General features: G+C 68.5%; 11 protein-coding genes. All 11 read right to left on the reverse strand.

What is annotated here, in order from left to right:
- Nucleotides 1–69: 69 nt before the first annotated feature.
- The 11 genes from CFB81_RS32320 to CFB81_RS35885 all read right to left on the reverse strand — a co-directional run bounded on the left by CFB81_RS32320 (nt 70) and on the right by CFB81_RS35885 (nt 13,174).
- A complete protein-coding gene (locus CFB81_RS32320) occupies nt 70–1,395 on the reverse strand; it encodes an FAD-binding oxidoreductase (protein WP_069620496.1) in 1,326 nt (441 codons plus the stop codon).
- Between the two features lie 2 nt (nt 1,396–1,397).
- The gene (locus CFB81_RS32325; RefSeq protein WP_089437853.1) at nt 1,398–2,132 is read right to left on the reverse strand and encodes a cupin domain-containing protein; all 735 of its coding nucleotides are present in this window, start codon (nt 2,130–2,132) and stop codon (nt 1,398–1,400) included.
- 120 nt (nt 2,133–2,252) lie between these two features.
- Entirely contained in the window at nt 2,253–2,684 is a 432-nt protein-coding gene (locus CFB81_RS32330) for a helix-turn-helix domain-containing protein (protein ID WP_069620498.1), read from the reverse strand.
- A 23-nt stretch (nt 2,685–2,707) separates the two neighbouring features.
- Nucleotides 2,708–4,042 (reverse strand): FAD-binding oxidoreductase, encoded by a 1,335-nt coding sequence (locus CFB81_RS32335; RefSeq protein WP_089437854.1) that lies wholly within the window; start codon nt 4,040–4,042, stop codon nt 2,708–2,710.
- 139 nt (nt 4,043–4,181) lie between these two features.
- Nucleotides 4,182–6,050 carry an ABC transporter ATP-binding protein gene (locus tag CFB81_RS32340; protein WP_089437855.1) on the reverse strand — a complete coding sequence of 623 codons (1,869 nt, stop codon included), beginning with the start codon at nt 6,048–6,050 and terminating at the stop codon, nt 4,182–4,184.
- Nucleotides 6,050–7,006: an ABC transporter permease gene (locus tag CFB81_RS32345; protein WP_089437856.1), complete on the reverse strand. Its 957-nt coding sequence runs from the start codon at nt 7,004–7,006 to the stop codon at nt 6,050–6,052. The genes CFB81_RS32340 and CFB81_RS32345 overlap by 1 nt, the downstream gene beginning before the upstream one ends.
- Before the next feature lie 30 nt (nt 7,007–7,036).
- Complete coding sequence (locus CFB81_RS32350) at nt 7,037–7,990, reverse strand: ABC transporter permease (protein ID WP_069620092.1); 954 nt, start codon at nt 7,988–7,990, stop codon at nt 7,037–7,039.
- A gap of 79 nt (nt 7,991–8,069) precedes the next feature.
- Nucleotides 8,070–9,653, reverse strand: a complete 1,584-nt coding sequence (locus tag CFB81_RS32355; RefSeq protein ID WP_089437857.1) for an ABC transporter substrate-binding protein — start codon at nt 9,651–9,653, stop codon at nt 8,070–8,072.
- 694 nt (nt 9,654–10,347) lie between these two features.
- Nucleotides 10,348–11,886, reverse strand: a complete 1,539-nt coding sequence (locus tag CFB81_RS32365) for a methyl-accepting chemotaxis protein (RefSeq protein ID WP_089437858.1) — start codon at nt 11,884–11,886, stop codon at nt 10,348–10,350.
- Nucleotides 11,887–12,061: 175 nt separating this feature from the next.
- Nucleotides 12,062–12,730 carry a haloacid dehalogenase type II gene (locus CFB81_RS32370; RefSeq protein ID WP_069620089.1) on the reverse strand — a complete coding sequence of 223 codons (669 nt, stop codon included), beginning with the start codon at nt 12,728–12,730 and terminating at the stop codon, nt 12,062–12,064.
- A gap of 51 nt (nt 12,731–12,781) precedes the next feature.
- Nucleotides 12,782–13,174, reverse strand: coding sequence for a hypothetical protein (locus CFB81_RS35885; protein ID WP_143328659.1), 393 nt, complete (start codon nt 13,172–13,174; stop codon nt 12,782–12,784).
- Nucleotides 13,175–13,183: the final 9 nt, after the last annotated feature.

Genomic DNA, 13,183 nt, shown 5'->3' on the forward strand with positions numbered 1-13,183 from the left:
GCCGCTTGCCCGCGATCGGGATCGAAGCACCTCGTCCAGGCTGCCCCGCATCAGCGCGACGGCCCTGCACTAGAAATCCGCGACCTTGCCCCATGCGGACTCGCTGAACCGGGCGGGCCGGTACGGCGCCGGGTCCACGAACGGTTGCGCACCGGTCGCGAGATCGGCGATCAGGTGCCCGGCGCCCGGGCCGATCCCGAAGCCGTGTCCCGAAAAACCCGCCGCGAGGATCAGCCCCGGCACGCCCGGCACTTCGCCGATGCCCGGCACGCCGTCCGGCGTGCTGTCGACGTACCCGGCCCACGCGTGCGTGATCTTCGCTTCGCGCAGTTCGGGCAACAGTTCGGACGCGCGGCGGTACGTTTCGGCGACCGTCGGCATGTCGGGCTTCGGATCGAGAATGCGCATCGCTTCCATCGGCGTCGGCGCATCGAGGCGCCAGCGCTTCAACGTTTCATGGCCGCTGCGCACGCCTTCGAGGCCGCCCGGCAGCAGGTTGCGCCAGCGTTTCGCGAACATCGGCACGAATTGCGGCGCGAAGCGCAGGAACTGCGGCGTCAGGTCCACGCGTGCGCGGCCGCTGATCGCCAATGCGTAGCGTCCGTCGCCGCGGCGCGTGATGGACACGCCGGACGTGTACATCGCACCCGGCAGCGGCGTGTCGACGGGCGACACGCTCAGGATCGACTGACGGATCGACGCTTGCGGAAACCGGATGCCGAGCTGGCGGCAAAACGACGACGCCCATGCGCCGCCGGCCATCACGACCGTTCGGGTCTTGATGACGCCGGCCTCGGTGACGACGCCGGCGACACGGCCGCCTTCGAGCTCGATGCCGCGCGCCGCGCAGTGCTGATGGACACTGCCGCCCAGCTTGATCAGCGCGGCGGCCACGGCCGGCGCGGCCTTGCCTGGATCGGCCGTGCCGTCGGTCGGCGAGAAGACGCCGCCTTTCCACTGCCGCCCGGTCGCCCGTCCGCGTTCGGCGGCCTGCTTGCTGTCGAGCATGTACGTGGTGACACCGGCGGTCTTCGCGAATTCGCCCCAGCTGGCCCAGCGCGACAGTTCGGCCTCGTCATTGCTGAGATACAGCAGCCCGCAGCGATGAAAGCCCGTGTCTTCTCCGGATTCGGCGGCGAATCGTTCCCACAGATCGATGCTCTTGCTCGCCATCGGCAACTCGCGCGCGTCGCGGTTCTGCTGCCGGCACCAGCCCCAGTTGCGGCTCGACTGTTCGGCGCCGATTCGCCCTTTCTCGACGAGCGCGACCGATACGCCGCGGCGGGCCAGATAGTAGGCGGTGAAGACGCCGATGATGCCGCCGCCGATCACGACGACGTCGGCCGCGGCCGGCGGCGTGGACAAGGTTTCGATATGGCGCAGCGGAGGGGACATGCTCAGTCTCGTTCGGTGGAGGGTTTGACGTTCTGCATCACGTAGAACTTCGCCACGCGTTCGCTGCTTTCCCATCCGATCGACGCGCCGCGCGGCACGAACAGCGCATCGCCGGTACCGAGCGATTCCACGCTGCCGTCGGGCGCCGCGAACCGGACGCCGCCGTCCAGCAGGAACATGAACTCGTTCGCGCGATGCGGCCGGACGATCCGGTGATACGGCGTCGAATCCCACGTGCCCGCGCAGTACCCGGCGCCGTCGTCGGTGAACACGTTGTCGCTGCGGCATTGCGGCGCGGGGCCGAGCAGTACCTCGGCCGGCAGCGTGGCGGACGGTTTGAAGTCCGCGTCGGCGTGCAGCGCAAAGAGGCCGCGTTTCGTCGGTTGCGCGCACGCTGCCGCGCAGAACATCAGCCGCACCGGCGATTGCGCGGCGATGCGCAGCGCCGTGCCGCCGCCGATGACGGCGCCCTGTCCCGGGCCGACCACCAGCGGCGCGGCCCCGGCCGCTTCGAGCGTCAGCTCGCCCTGGACGACGACGAGCGTTTCGATGTGCGGAAAGCTCGGCACGTCGAGTTCGCCCACGAAGTCGATGCGCCCCGCGGCCATCGCGTCGGGGCCTTCCCACGCGACCTCGCGATGCGACGCGAACGGATCGCTCGCGCCGAACGCCTGTTTGCGGAACGCGGTGGAAGACGGTGCGCCGTCGGCCCGGTGCAACACGAAAACTGCGGTCATTTCTGCTCCTGTGCAGTGCGTGACGGATTCGTTCGAAAGCTGTCACGCGATAACGGAAATCGTCGTTCGCCGGCTCTCGTGCCGGACATCCTCAGCGGGGCATGTCGTCCATGCGTGTGCTTACGCCGCGTGACACGACGCATCGCGGCGTTCGGCGTGCATGCGTGTCGATGGTGTTCGCACCGGTGCGCCGCCCGTGCGGGCGACCACGTAATCGCGCGGCGTGATCCCGAGCACGCGCCGGAAATGCCGGCACAGATGGCTCTGATCGAAGAAGCCGACGTCGGTCGCGACGACCGACGGCGCGAGACCGGCGCGCAACAGGTCCTGCGCCCGCCGTATCCGCACGAGACACAAATACCGGTGCGGCGACAGCCCGGTTTCGCTGCGAAAGCGCGCGGTGAAACGCGACACGCTCAACCCGGCCACCGCCGCGAGCGTATCGAGGTTCAGCGGCTGCGCGAACGACGCGTCGATCGTGCGCAGCACGTCGCCGATCGCCGGCGACACGGGCCGCGCGACACGCGGCGAGCCAACGAATTGCACTGTCATGTCGAATTCTCCCGGCGCTCGCTTCAATGCAGGAAATCCTGCATCCGGTAATACGCGCCGACGAGCGGCAGGAACCACGCGTGCCCGAAATGGCCGGGTATCGCCGGCCAGTCGAGTTCGCGCCACGGGTTCGACGCGGTGGCGCCATACAGCACGTCGGCCATCACGCGGCCCATGTGCACCGACATCTGCACGCCGTGGCCGCTGTAGCCCATCGAGTAATAGAGCCCGTCGTGCTGGCCCGCGCGCGGCAGCCGGTCGGCGGTGATGTCCACCAGCCCGCCCCAGCAGTAGTCGAGCCGCACGCTGGCCAGTTCCGGGAAGTAGCCGGCCATGCCGGCGCGCAGGACGTCGCCGCTCTTCGCATCGGAGCGCGGGCTCGACATCGCGAAGCGCGCGCGGCCGCCGAACAGCAGCCGGTTGTCGGGCGTCACGCGGAAGTAGTTGCCGATCTGGCGCGACGTCACGTAGGCACGGCGGTGCGGAAACAGCCGGTTCAACTGCGCATCCGGCAGCGGCTCGGTCACGACGATGAAGCTACCGACCGGCGCGATGCGTCGCCGGAACCACGCGAATGGCCCGTGCTGCGATGCACCGGTCGCGACCAGCACGCGGTCGGCGACGATCGTGCCGCGGGCGCAGGTGATGCGGTGGCGCTCGCCGTCGAGCCGGTCGAGCTGCGTGACGGCCGCGTGCTCGTACACGCGTGCGCCGGCCCGCACGGCCGCTTGCGCGAGGCCGACGCCGAACTTGCCCATGTGCATCTGCGCGCCGTTGCGCTGCAGGAGCCCGCCGTAGAAACCGTCGGATGCGATTTCATCGCGAATCCGCGACGGCTCGATCAGTTCGATGTCCGGATCGACGTCGCGCCGCAACGCGTTGAAGGTCTTTTCGAGCCCCGCGAAATGCTGCGGCTTCGCGGCGAGCTTCAGCTTGCCCGCGCGCCGGAAATCGCAGTCGATCGCCTGTTCGGTCACGATCGTCTCGACGCTCTTCACCGCGCTTTCATACGCAAGATAAAACTGCTTCGCCTGCGCGGCGCCGATGCGGGCGGCCAGCGACGCGTAGTCCTGCGCGACGCCCGTATTGCACTGGCCGCCGTTGCGGCCGGACGCTTCGCCTGCGACCTGCGCGGCTTCGAGCACGACCACCGAAACGCCGCGCTGCGCGAGCGCGAGCGCCGCCGACAAGCCGGTGAAACCGCCGCCGATCACGACGACGTCGGCTCGCCCTTCGACGGCCCCAACGCTGCCGTCGCGAAACGCGGGGCGGGTATCCAGCCAGTACGATTCCAGTTTCATCGGATCCTTCTTTTGCATGCCGGCAACGACGATCGGCGACCGTTCAATGAGAATCATTTAATCACCGTCAAAAACCGCAGTTGCCGCGTATTCGCGCGCGGCACGCGTGCAAATTGCCGTTTTGCACGACCGCCGCGGCACACTATGCGGCGGGCCGTTCACCGCACCGCGCGATGAACGGTTCGCGCGCCACGCACTACGGCTGCACCGGCGCGACGCCGGCGGGAATCGGCTCCGCCTGGAAGCGCGCGAGATCCTCCTCGCTGCGATGGCACAGCACCTGCGCGCCGTTCCCGAGCGTGCGCAGCGACGGGGCCGTCCGGTTGCACACGCCGTCCACGCGCATCGCGCAGCGCGACAGGAACGGACACAGCTCGGCCTCGTTCTCGCGCTCGCCGATCGGCACCAGCGGCCGGTGGCAACGCTCGGCCGCATCGTCGAGCCAGCCCGCGCGCAATTCCGGCGCGGACGACACCAGCAAGTGCGAATACGGGTGATAAGGCGGCGCGCACAGCGCATCGCGGCTGCCCGTCTCCACGCGGCGGCCCGCATACAGCACGACGATGTCGTCGCTGATCGCGCGCACCTTCGCGATGTCGTGCGTGATGAACACGTACGACACGCCGAGCTTCGCCTGCAGGTCGCGCAGCAGCTCGATGATCGCGGCGCCGACCACGGTGTCGAGCGCCGACGTGACCTCGTCGCACAGGATCAGGTCGGGCTCCGCCGCGAGCGCGCGCGCGAGGTTCACGCGCTGCTTCTGCCCGCCCGACAGCTCGCCGGTACGCCGCGAGGCCACCGCCGGCGGCAGCCGAACGAGCTCGAGCAGCTCCGCGACGCGCTGGCGTGCACGCGCGCCCCTGATGCCGTGATAGAACGCGAGCGGCCGTGCGAGCGTGCGCTCGACGGTATGCACCGGGTTGAGCGCGGTATCGGCGTTCTGGAACACGATCTGCACGCGGCGATGCTGCTCCTTCGTCCGTTTGCCGATATCGCGCGCGAGCGGCTCGCCGTCGAGCAGGATCGCGCCGCCCGTCGCCGGCACGAGGCCCGCGATCACCTTCGCGAGCGTCGTCTTGCCGGAGCCCGATTCGCCGATCACGCCGACCGTCTGCCCGCGCCCGATGCGCAGGTCGACTTCGTGCAGGATCACCTTCGCGGGCCAGCCGTTCGCGGCGCGGCCGCCGTAGCCGGCGATCGCGCCGCGCACGTCGAGCAGCGGCGCCGGCGCGGCCGGTCGTTGCGCCGGCGCGTCGCGCTCGGCATCGTTCGGCGTGACCGCCGCGATCAGGCTCTGCGTGTACGGATGCGTCGGCGCATGCAGGATCTGTTCGGTGCCGCCCGCCTCGCGGATCACGCCGTCGCTCAGCACGACGATCCGGTCGGCCATCTGCGCGACCACGGCCAGGTCGTGCGACACGTACACCGCACTCATCCCGTAGCGCCGGATCACGCTCTTGAACGCCTGCAGCACGTCGATCTGCGTGGTCACGTCGAGCGCGGTGGTCGGCTCGTCGAGGATCACCAGCTCCGGATCGGTGATCAGCGCCATCGCGGCCATCAGCCGCTGCAGCTGGCCGCCCGATACCTGGTGCGGATAGCGCTTGCCGATCGTCTCCGGCTCCGGCAGCGCGAGCGCGCGAAACAGCTCGATCGCCTTCGCCTGCGCGTCGCGCTTCGTCATCGTCTTGTGGATCAGCGCGCTCTCGATCACCTGGTCGAGAATCGTGCGCGACGGGTTGAACGCGGCGGCCGCGCTCTGCGCGATATACGCGACCTTGCGGCCGCGCAGCGCGGTCAGCGCCGAAGCCGAAAGCGTGCACACGTCGGTGCCGTCGAGCTTCACCGAGCCGCCGGCGATCCGGCATCCGGTACGCGCATGGCCCATCAGCGACAACGCGATCGTCGTCTTGCCGGAGCCCGATTCGCCGATCAGCGCGAGCACCTCGCCGCGCCCGATGTCGAAGTCGACCCCGTGGACGATCGTCGTTTCCTCGCCGCCCGGCCGGCCGCCGACCACGCGCAGCCCGCGCACCTCGACGAGCGGATTCGATTCGTGTCGCATCAGTGTCCTCCGGCGGCGCCGTCCGCGCCCTTGCGGCGGCCGCGATGCGGCAGACCGTCGATCATCAGGTTGACGCCCACCGTCAGGATCGCGATCGCGACCGCGGGCATGATCGCGACGGCCGAGCCGTCGCCGAGGCTCGCGATGTTCTCGCGCACGAGCGAGCCGAGGTCCGCATACGGCGGCTGCACGCCGAGCCCGAGAAAGCTCAGGCCGCTCAGCAGCAGCACGACGAACGTGAAGCGCAGCCCGGTGTCCGCCAGCATCGGGTGGATCATGTTCGGCAGCATCTCGACGCACGCGATGTACAACGCGCTTTCGCCGCGCGCCCTGGCCACCTGCACGAATTCGAGCGTGCTGATGTTGACGGCCAGCGCGCGCGCGATCCGGTACGAGCCGGGCATGTAGCTGACCGCGGCGGTGAGGACCAGCAGCGGCAGCGACGAGCCGAATGCGGCGACGAACATCAGCGCGAACATCTTCGACGGAATCGACGTGAGCGCGTCGAGCAGCCGGCTCATCGTCTCGTCGACCGCGCGACCCGACACGGTCGCGAGCAGCCCGAGCGTCGTGCCGGTCACCGCGGCGAGCAGCACCGCGGCCAGCGCGAGCAGCACGGTCAGCCGCGTGCCGTACAGGATCCGGCTCAGCATGTCGCGGCCGAGGAAGTCGGAGCCGAACGGCAGCTTCGCGCTGAACGACGCGAACACGTCGGGCGTGACGATCGCGCCGACGTCATGCGGCGCGATCAGCGGTGCGAACACGGCAATGAACAACATCAGGCCGGCCATCGACAGACCGACGCGGCCGCCGGTCGTCAAGGCGATGCGCGCGGCGCGGCGCTTGCGCGGCTGGTCGGGGGCGGGCGCGGCGGGCGGCATGCTGCCCCGCCCGACGGGCGGGTCGCCGGATGGCGGCAGCGCGCTGCTGCGTTGTACGGGTTCGATCGGTTGCATGGGCGGCATCTCGGAAGGAAAACGAAACACTCAGGTGCGCAGTCGCGGGTTCGACACGATCGAGCACAGGTCGGCGAACAGCACGAGCGTCAGGTAAGCGACGCAGAAGATCAGCGTGCAGGCCTGGACCAGCGGGAAATCGCGATTGCTGACGGCGTCGACCATCAGGCTCGCGAGGCCCGGATAGTTGAAGATCGTCTCGACGACGATCACGCCGCCGAGCAGATACGACAGGCTCAACGCGATCGCATTGGCGATCGGACCGATCGCGTTCGGCAACGCATGGCGCAGCACGACGCGCGCGGGGCTCGCGCCCTTGAGCACGGCCATCTCGACGTACGACGCGCTCAATTGCTCGATCACCGCGGCGCGCGTCATGCGCGCCATCTGCGCGATCACGACCGCGCACAGCGTCAGCACCGGCATCGCATACGCACGCAGGAAATCGTGCAGGCTTTCGATCGGGCCGCTGTACGACAGCGCGGACAGCCAATGCAGCTTCACCGCGAACACGAGCACGGCGACCGTCGCGATCAGGAATTCCGGCGTCGCGACGAGCGACAGCGTGCCGAGGCTGATCACGCGGTCGATCACCGACTCGCGCTTGACCGCCGCGAGGATCCCGAGCAGCAGCGCGATCGGCACCGACACCGCGGTCGTGATCGCCGCCAGCGCGAGCGACTTCGGCAGGCGCCCGCCGATCAGCTCCGACACCGGCATGTCGCCGGAAAACGACCGGCCGAAATCGCCGTGCAACAGCCCTGCGAGCCAGTGCACGTACCGCTCGTGCGCCGGCATGTCGAGACCGAACTGCTGGCGCAGCGCGGCGACCGTCTCCGGCGTCGCCGACTGGCCGAGCGCGGCCTGCGCGGCGTCGCCCGGCAGCAGGTTCGTGATCGTGAAGATGATCGCGGACACGATCAGCAGCGTCAGCGCGGTGACCGCGATGCGCCGGCCGATCAGCCCGATGAGAATTCGGTTCATGGAGCGACCCTCCCGAAAAAACCGCGCGTGGCCGGCGCGGAGGCCCGCACCGGCCGCGCGACGGCGGCCAGCCACGACGTCATGCGTTCCACCACACGTTCTCGGCGAACATGAAGCCCATCATCCCGCCGGTCGGGATCGAACCGAGGCCCGCGAGCCGCTTGTCGTACCCGTCGAGGAAGCTGATGAACGCCGGAATGCCGACCCGGCCCTGCTGCGACACGATCACCTGCATGTCGCCGTACATCTGCTTGCGCTTCGCGTCGTCGGTTTCCGAACGCGCGGCGAGCAGCAACTGGTCGAACTTCGCGTTCTTCCAGCCCGACTCGTTCCACGGCGCATCCGACTTGAAGAACTGCGTGAACAGCACGTCGGCGCTCGAGCGCGGGTTGATGTTGCCGAAGGTGAGCGGGTGCTTCATCCAGTGATTCGACCAGTAGCCGTCGGGCGACGCACGGTTGACCTGCAGGTTCAGCCCGATCTTCTGGCCCGCCTGCTGCAGCAGCACGGCCATTTCGATCGATCCGTTCGCGTCGGACGTCGCATAGATCGGCGGCAGCGTCGCGCCGAGCGCCCCCGCCTTCTGGAGCAGGAATTTCGCCTTGTCCGGATCGTGCGCGCGCTGCGGCAGCGATGCGTTGAAGTAGCGATGCCCCGGCGGAATCGGCTGGTCGTTGCCGATCACCGAGTAGCCGCGGAACACCGCCGAGCGGATCTGCTCGCGATCGAACAGGTACTTCATCCCTTCGACGAAATCGGGATTCGAGACGATCGGGTTGTCGCTGCGCATGATCAGGTCGGTATAGAGGCCCGACTTGGTTTCCTTCAGCGCGTAGCCCGGCGTCGACGCGACCCGCTGCGTCGAGCGCGGATCGATCGCGTTGATCAGGTGCACGTCGCCCGACAGCAGCGCGTTCAGGCGCGCGGCGCTGTCGCTGATGCCGATCAGCTCGATCTCGTCGAGATACGGCCGGCCCGGCTTGAAGTAGCTGTCGTTGCGCACGCCGATGGTCGCCACGCCCGGCTTGAACGACTTCAGCTTGTACGGGCCGCAGCCGATACCGGTCGAGAAGTCGGTCGTGCCGTCCTTGACGATCACGAGCTGCGGCGTCGCGAGGATCACCGGCAGATCCGCGTTCGCGCTCGCGAGCGTCAGCGTGACTTCGTCGGGGCCGGTCGCCTTCGCATCCGCGAACTGTTCGGCAAGCGTCTTGACCTTCGACGCGGTGGCCGGGTTCTTGTGGCGCATCAGCGAAAACACCACGTCGGCCGGGCCGACCGGCTTGCCGTCGTGGAACGTGACGCCCTTGCGCAGCTTGATGATCCAGGTCTTCGCATCGGTCGTCTGCAGCGACTCGGCGAGGTTCATCTGCGGCGTCAGGCTCGCATCGAGCTGCGTGAGGCCGCTGTAGAACATGAAGAAGCGCGTGTAGTCCGCGCCCGTCGAGCCCTTGGCCGGGTCGAGCGTATCGGCCGTCGAGCCGGATTCGTTCGCGACCCGGATCTTGCCGCCGCGCTTCGGCGCGGGTGCGGCGAACGCCGAGTCGGGGGTCATCAGCAGTCCGCCGGCGCCGGCGGCCATCATGCCGCCCGCCGCCATGACCTTCATCATGTCGCGGCGCGTGAAGCCGCCCTTGCCGTCTTTGTCGATATCGTCGCTCATCCGAACTGCTCCTGACTGTGGGAAGTGGGTCCAAGGGTCCAGCGTGGTTGTTCAATCGCGCCGCGCCCGCTTGCTGGTGGCGGGCTCGACGTCGTACACATGCAATTCATTTAAGCATCGCCAAAATGCGGTTTGTCGCGATTCGGGCGGCCCGCACGATACGAATCGACCGTTTTGAGCCGCCCGCGCAGCATGAATTGCTGCGTGCGCGCACGTGTCGCCGTTGGCCCGGCGGCGTGTCGCGGCGGCTGCCGAACCCGTGTCGATGCAGGAAATCGTAAGGCCGCAGCCGCCGCAGATTGCGCCGACAAAATTGCCCGTTCGGCATCCGGCGCGCGTTTGGCTCACGCAAACCGCACGTTTGTGTCGAATGCGTGTCCGCATGCCGACGACGGCTGAAACGAGCGGTGCATTGCGGCAGATCGCCGCATGCACGGGCGTCGACGGTGGGGATCGCGACGGTGCGTCGCGCAGGAAAGTTCAGAGGAATGCCGCTCGATCGGAACGGCTTCGCGGGAAAACGGGAAGATGACGGGACTGGCCGGCAACCGGGCCCATGCAGCCGTCAGGCGCCGCACCGTCGTGTGGCGACGCGTGGGTCACCGGCATGTCGGCGCGTCACGCCGGGCGGGCGCCGGCGTGGCGCGCGGGAGGCAGGATGATGCGCCAGCCGCGGGCGGGTGGCGCGAAGCCGTCACGCAGCGAGCCGGAATACCGATACGGCGGCCCGCAGGCGCGCCGCCTGCTCGTCCAGCGACGAGGCGGCCGCAGCCGCCTGCTCGACGAGCGCGGCGTTCTGCTGGGTGACTTCGTCCATTTGCGCGACCGCCAGCCCGATCTGCTCGATGCCGGTGCTTTGCTCGGCCGATGCCGCCGAAATCTCGCCCATGATGTCGGCCACCCGGTCGATCGACCGGACGATCTCCGTCATGCGCTCGCCGGCCGTCTCGACCAGCCGGCTGCCGCTGCCGGCCCGCTCGACCGACGCGTCGATCAATCCCTTGATGTCCTTCGCGGCCGCGGCGCTGCGTTGCGCGAGCGAGCGGACTTCCGATGCGACGACGGCGAACCCGCGCCCCTCCTCGCCGGCCCGCGCGGCTTCCACCGCGGCGTTGAGCGCGAGAATGTTGGTCTGGAATGCGATGCTTTCGATCACGACGGTAATGTCGGCGATCCGCACCGACCCGTCCGAAATCTGCCGCATCGTTTCGACGACTGCCTGCACGGCGGCGCCGCCGAGTTCGGTCGCATCCTTGGCCTGGGCCACGAGCGCATTCGCCTGGCGCGCGTTGTCGGCGTTCTGTTTGACCGTGGATGTGATCTGCTCCATGCTCGCCGCCGTTTCCTGCAGCGACGCGGCCTGCTGCTCCGTGCGCTGCGACAGATCCAGGTTGCCTTGCGCGATCTCGCCGGTGCCGGTGGCGATCGAGTGGGTCGTGGTCTGGATCTCGGCGATGGTGTCGGTCAGCCGCGCCTTCATGTCGCCCAGCGCGACGAGCAGGCTGCCGGGCGCGGCGTGCGCGGTATCGAACTGCACGTCCAGTTCGCCGGCGGCGATACGGGCGGCGATCTGCGTCGCATGCGCGGGTTCGCCGCCGAGCGTGCGCCTGACGCTGCGCAGCACGCCCCATGCGATGGCCGCGAGCGCCGCGGCGATGACGAGCGCGACGGCGCCGAGCACCATCGCGAGCCGCGCAAACGCCGCGTTGATGTCGTCGTAGAAAAATCCGGTGCCGATCCACCAGTTCCAGTCCGGAATCGCGACCACGCCCTGCAGCTTCGGCTCCAGGTCCGCGTCGGGGCTGCGCTTGATCAGCACGTCGACGAGCGCGAAATGCGCCTGCGCCATCCCCGCGCGGTACGCCTCGCTGTCGGTCATGCCGCTGGTCGTGCGGTTGCCTTTCGCGCGCGTGCCGATGAACTTCGCGTTCGGGTGCACGAGGTTGACGCCGTCGGACGTCGTGACCCAGAAGTAGCTCTTCGAATTCGCGTTGAGCGCCGCCAGCGCGGCCTTGGCCTGCTGCTGCGCCTGCTCCTGCGTGAGCGTGCCGCTCGTCTGCATCGCGCGATACGAATCGACCAGATGCTCGGCCTTGGTCAGCAGAATGACGATCTCTTCGCGGCGGCTGTCGATCAGCGCGTCGCGCAGCGTGTGCAGCGACAACGCGGCGAGCAGGACGACGCCGAGCAGCGCCGCGGCGACGAGCATCAGCAGTTTGGTGGACAACTTCATGCGGGGGCCTCGAAATATTAACCGTTCGGTACATATATCGGCCCGGGCGGCCCCACCTTGAATCACTCGATATCGGTAATTACCCTCGTTTCGTGCGCTGAACGAACGCGTACCGGGGACGCGACGGCATCACGGCCGCGTCCCGGCGCTCGATGGATCGGCCAGCGCAGCCGGCTTACAGCCCGAGTTGCGTCGCGAGCTGACCGATGTCCGACACTTCGTAATAGTTGTAGAACGGCGTGCCCGGCTCGTGGCCGCGGTTCACGAACGCCTTGTGCTTGATCCCGAGATCCTCGGCCGTCATCAGGTCGTAGCGCAGGCTCGACGACACGTGCAGCACGTCCTCCGGCTTGCAGCCGAGCTTGTCGAACATGTATTCGAAGCCCTGCATCCGCGGCTTGTACGATTGCGCCTGCTGCGCGGTGAACACCGCATGGAACGGCGCGCCGAGCTTGTCGACGTTGCTCATGATCTGGTCGTCCATCGCGTTCGACAGGATCACCAGCTTGTACTTCGACGCCAGCCGCGACAGCCCGGCCGGCACGTCCGGGTGCGGGCCCCACGTCGGCACCGCATGATAGAAAAGCTCGGCCTCGGCTTCGTCGAACTTCACGCCGAGCCGCGCGCACGTGCGGCGGACCGCGTTGACGACGACGTCGCGGTACGGCTTCCACGCGCCGAGCACCTCGTCGAGCCGATAGGCGGCGAACGCGCGCACGAAGGCCTCCATCGTGGCCGGCGACAGCCGGTCCGCATAGATTTCGCGCGCCGTCTCGGCCATCCGGAAATGGGTCAGCGTGCCGTAGCAGTCGAAGGTGATGTACTTCGGTTCAAACTGGATCATGGTCAGGTCCTGTCGGTGTGAAGCCCCGGCAGGGCCGGGGATGGGCTGGGTTTAACGAAATTGAATCAGGGCAAAAAGTCGTTCGCGCATCATTCGGCGCCGCTCAAAACGCAGAATCGCCGCGTGTTGCCCGCCACATGCAGCACGATCTGCGGCGCGATCGGGCGCGGCGCGGCGGGGCCAGCCGATGCGCGCCACGTTACCGCGGCGGGCTCGCCGGCCGGTGCGGCCCTTCGGCAGGCGGCAGTGCCGCCGTGCATCGATCGTAGTGGCATTCCACAGCACGCGTGGCCGGATTGACCGGCCGCGCCGGCACGATCCGCGCGTTCGTTCGCGCCGATCGAGCCGGTTTGCATCGATCTCGCGGGCGCGCCCGCCGCCGCCGGAAAACAGGCGAATCGTCCTATCCGTGCCGCCACCGCGCTGGCAGAGTGAACGGATCATTCCCACCCA

It is taken from the genome of Burkholderia sp. AU28863 (assembly GCF_002223195.1).
Classification (GTDB): Bacteria; Pseudomonadota; Gammaproteobacteria; order Burkholderiales; family Burkholderiaceae; genus Burkholderia; species Burkholderia sola.

Excerpts from the sequence above, each read along its gene's own strand:
- CFB81_RS32370 (WP_069620089.1), bottom strand. The coding sequence starts at position 12,730 with ATGATCCAGTTTGAACCGAAGTACATCACCTTCGACTGCTACGGCACG.
- CFB81_RS32350 (WP_069620092.1), bottom strand. The coding sequence starts at position 7,990 with ATGAACCGAATTCTCATCGGGCTGATCGGCCGGCGCATCGCGGTCACC.
- CFB81_RS35885 (WP_143328659.1), bottom strand. The coding sequence starts at position 13,174 with ATGATCCGTTCACTCTGCCAGCGCGGTGGCGGCACGGATAGGACGATT.
- CFB81_RS32325 (WP_089437853.1), bottom strand. The coding sequence starts at position 2,132 with ATGACCGCAGTTTTCGTGTTGCACCGGGCCGACGGCGCACCGTCTTCC.
- CFB81_RS32345 (WP_089437856.1), bottom strand. The coding sequence starts at position 7,006 with ATGCAACCGATCGAACCCGTACAACGCAGCAGCGCGCTGCCGCCATCC.
- CFB81_RS32365 (WP_089437858.1), bottom strand. The coding sequence starts at position 11,886 with ATGAAGTTGTCCACCAAACTGCTGATGCTCGTCGCCGCGGCGCTGCTC.
- CFB81_RS32330 (WP_069620498.1), bottom strand. The coding sequence starts at position 2,684 with ATGACAGTGCAATTCGTTGGCTCGCCGCGTGTCGCGCGGCCCGTGTCG.
- CFB81_RS32355 (WP_089437857.1), bottom strand. The coding sequence starts at position 9,653 with ATGAGCGACGATATCGACAAAGACGGCAAGGGCGGCTTCACGCGCCGC.
- CFB81_RS32340 (WP_089437855.1), bottom strand. The coding sequence starts at position 6,050 with ATGCGACACGAATCGAATCCGCTCGTCGAGGTGCGCGGGCTGCGCGTG.
- CFB81_RS32335 (WP_089437854.1), bottom strand. The coding sequence starts at position 4,042 with ATGATTCTCATTGAACGGTCGCCGATCGTCGTTGCCGGCATGCAAAAG.
- CFB81_RS32320 (WP_069620496.1), bottom strand. The coding sequence starts at position 1,395 with ATGTCCCCTCCGCTGCGCCATATCGAAACCTTGTCCACGCCGCCGGCC.